Source organism: Pseudoalteromonas sp. SG45-1 (genome assembly GCF_014164135.1).
In the GTDB taxonomy this organism is placed as follows: Bacteria; Pseudomonadota; Gammaproteobacteria; order Enterobacterales; family Alteromonadaceae; genus Pseudoalteromonas; species Pseudoalteromonas distincta.
The window spans coordinates 1,729-4,820 of the sequence record NZ_JACJEP010000053.1 but is presented as its reverse complement, the minus strand read 5'-3'; the positions used below and the strand labels follow the sequence as shown (position 1 = coordinate 4,820).

The following is a 3,092-nucleotide window of genomic DNA, read 5'->3' as shown; positions in this document are numbered from 1 at the left end:
AAACTGTCGCATAAAACGCGTTTGGCGTTGTATGGTTAAGCCTCACGGGTAATTAGTACAAGTTAGCTTAATGGCTCACACCACTTCCACACCTTGCCTATCAACGTTGTAGTCTTCAACGGCCCTTCAGAGACTTTAAAAGTCTAGTGAGAACTCATCTCGAGGCCTGCTTCGCGCTTAGATGCTTTCAGCGCTTATCAGTTCCGAACGTAGCTACCGGGCAATGCCATTGGCATGACAACCCGAACACCAGCGGTTCGTTCACTCCGGTCCTCTCGTACTAGGAGCAACCCCTCTCAATTCTCAAACGCCCACGGCAGATAGGGACCGAACTGTCTCACGACGTTCTAAACCCAGCTCGCGTACCACTTTAAATGGCGAACAGCCATACCCTTGGGACCGACTTCAGCCCCAGGATGTGATGAGCCGACATCGAGGTGCCAAACACCGCCGTCGATATGAACTCTTGGGCGGTATCAGCCTGTTATCCCCGGAGTACCTTTTATCCGTTGAGCGATGGCCCTTCCATTCAGAACCACCGGATCACTATGACCTACTTTCGTACCTGCTCGACGTGTCTGTCTCGCAGTTAAGCTGGCTTCTACCATTACACTAACCGTACGATGTCCGACCGTACTTAGCCAACCTTCGTGCTCCTCCGTTACTCTTTAGGAGGAGACCGCCCCAGTCAAACTACCCACCAGGCACTGTCCGTAACCCCGATTCAGGGGCCAACGTTAGAACATCAAAACTACAAGGGTGGTATTTCAAGGTTGACTCCACAACAACTAGCGTCGCTGCTTCAAAGTCTCCCACCTATCCTACACATGTAGGTTCAATGTTCAGTGCCAAGCTGTAGTAAAGGTTCACGGGGTCTTTCCGTCTAGCCGCGGGTACACAGCATCTTCACTGCGATTTCAATTTCACTGAGTCTCGGGTGGAGACAGCGTGGCCATGGTTACACCATTCGTGCAGGTCGGAACTTACCCGACAAGGAATTTCGCTACCTTAGGACCGTTATAGTTACGGCCGCCGTTTACCGGGGCTTCGATCAAGAGCTTCTCCCTAAGGATAACCCCATCAATTAACCTTCCGGCACCGGGCAGGTGTCACACCGTATACGTCATCTTGCGATTTTGCACAGTGCTGTGTTTTTAATAAACAGTCCCAGCCACCTGGTCACTGCGGCTCCCGTCCGCTTAGAGAGCAAGTCTCATCACAGATAGGAGCGTACCTTCTCCCGAAGTTACGGTACGATTTTGCCTAGTTCCTTCACCCGAGTTCTCTCAAGCGCCTTAGTATTCTCTACCTGACCACCTGTGTCGGTTTGGGGTACGATTCCATATAATCTGAAGCTTAGAGGCTTTTCCTGGAAGTATGGCATCAACAACTTCATCACCTTAGTGACTCGTCTCGTGTCTCAGTCTTAATAGCAACCCGGATTTACCTAAGTCACCAACCTACTCACTTTCACATGGACTACCAACGCCATGCTTGTTTAGCCTGCTCCGTCCCCCCATCGCAATTATATCGAGTACAGAAATATTAATCTGTTTCCCATCGACTACGCCTTTCGGCCTCGCCTTAGGGGTCGACTTACCCTACCCTGATTAACATGGGATAGGAACCCTTGGTCTTCCGGCGTGGGAGTTTTTCACTCCCATTATCGTTACTCATGTCAGCATTCGCACTTCTGATACGTCCAGCATACCTCCCGGTACACCTTCAACCGCTTACAGAACGCTCCCCTACCACTCAGAATAAATTCTGAATCCGCAGCTTCGGTGCATAGTTTAGCCCCGTTACATCTTCCGCGCAGACCGACTCGACCAGTGAGCTATTACGCTTTCTTTAAAGGATGGCTGCTTCTAAGCCAACCTCCTGGCTGTCTGGGCCTTTCCACATCGTTTCCCACTTAACTATGACTTTGGGACCTTAGCTGGCGGTCTGGGTTGTTTCCCTCTTCACGACGGACGTTAGCACCCGCCGTGTGTCTCCCGGATATTACTTTACGGTATTCGGAGTTTGCAAAGGGTTGGTAAGTCGGGATGACCCCCTAGCCTTAACAGTGCTCTACCCCCGTAAGTATTCGTCCGAGGCTCTACCTAAATAGATTTCGGGGAGAACCAGCTATCTCCCGGTTTGATTAGCCTTTCACTCCTAGCCACAGGTCATCCCCTAACTTTTCAACGTTAGTGGGTTCGGTCCTCCAGTTGATGTTACTCAACCTTCAACCTGCCCATGGCTAGATCACCGGGTTTCGGGTCTATACCTTGCAACTATTCGCCCAGTTAAGACTCGGTTTCCCTACGGCTACCCTATTCGGTTAACCTCGCTACAAAATATAAGTCGCTGACCCATTATACAAAAGGTACGCAGTCACCCAACAAGTGGGCTCCTACTGCTTGTACGTACACGGTTTCAGGTTCTATTTCACTCCCCTCACAGGGGTTCTTTTCGCCTTTCCCTCACGGTACTGGTTCACTATCGGTCAGTTGGGAGTATTTAGCCTTAGATGATGGTCCACCTATATTCAGTCAAAGTTTCACGTGCTCCGACCTACTCGATTTCACTTAAAATGTCTTTTCATGTACGGGACTATCACCCTGTATCGTGGCACTTTCCAGAGCCTTCCATTAACACATAATAAGCTTAAGGGCTGTTCCGATTTCGCTCGCCGCTACTTTCGGAATCTCGGTTGATTTCTTTTCCTACGGGTACTTAGATGTTTCAGTTCTCCGCGTTCGCCTCGTTAACCTATGTATTCAGTTAACGATACCTGCAAGCAGGTGGGTTTCCCCATTCGGAAATCCTAGTCTCAAGCGCTTTTTACTAGCTTGACTAGGCTTATCGCAAGTTAATACGTCCTTCATCGCCTCCAACTGCCAAGGCATCCACCGTGTACGCTTAGTCACTTAACCATACAACCCAAACGGGTCTTTGTTTTGTGACAGTTTAACTTCGCCAGAAGTTAATATTGAATACTAAAGTAGATACCAATCAATCAACGTAAAACGTTAATCAAATGGCACTGAATGGTACTGCTACCATTCTTTTTTTACTTTTGAAAACTCTTGATAAATACAATGTAT

General features: G+C 48.9%; 1 rRNA gene. It reads right to left on the bottom strand.

Going from position 1 to position 3,092, the window contains the following annotated elements:
* Positions 1-31: 31 nt before the first annotated feature.
* Positions 32-2,921, bottom strand: a 23S ribosomal RNA gene (locus H5117_RS20220).
* Positions 2,922-3,092: the final 171 nt, after the last annotated feature.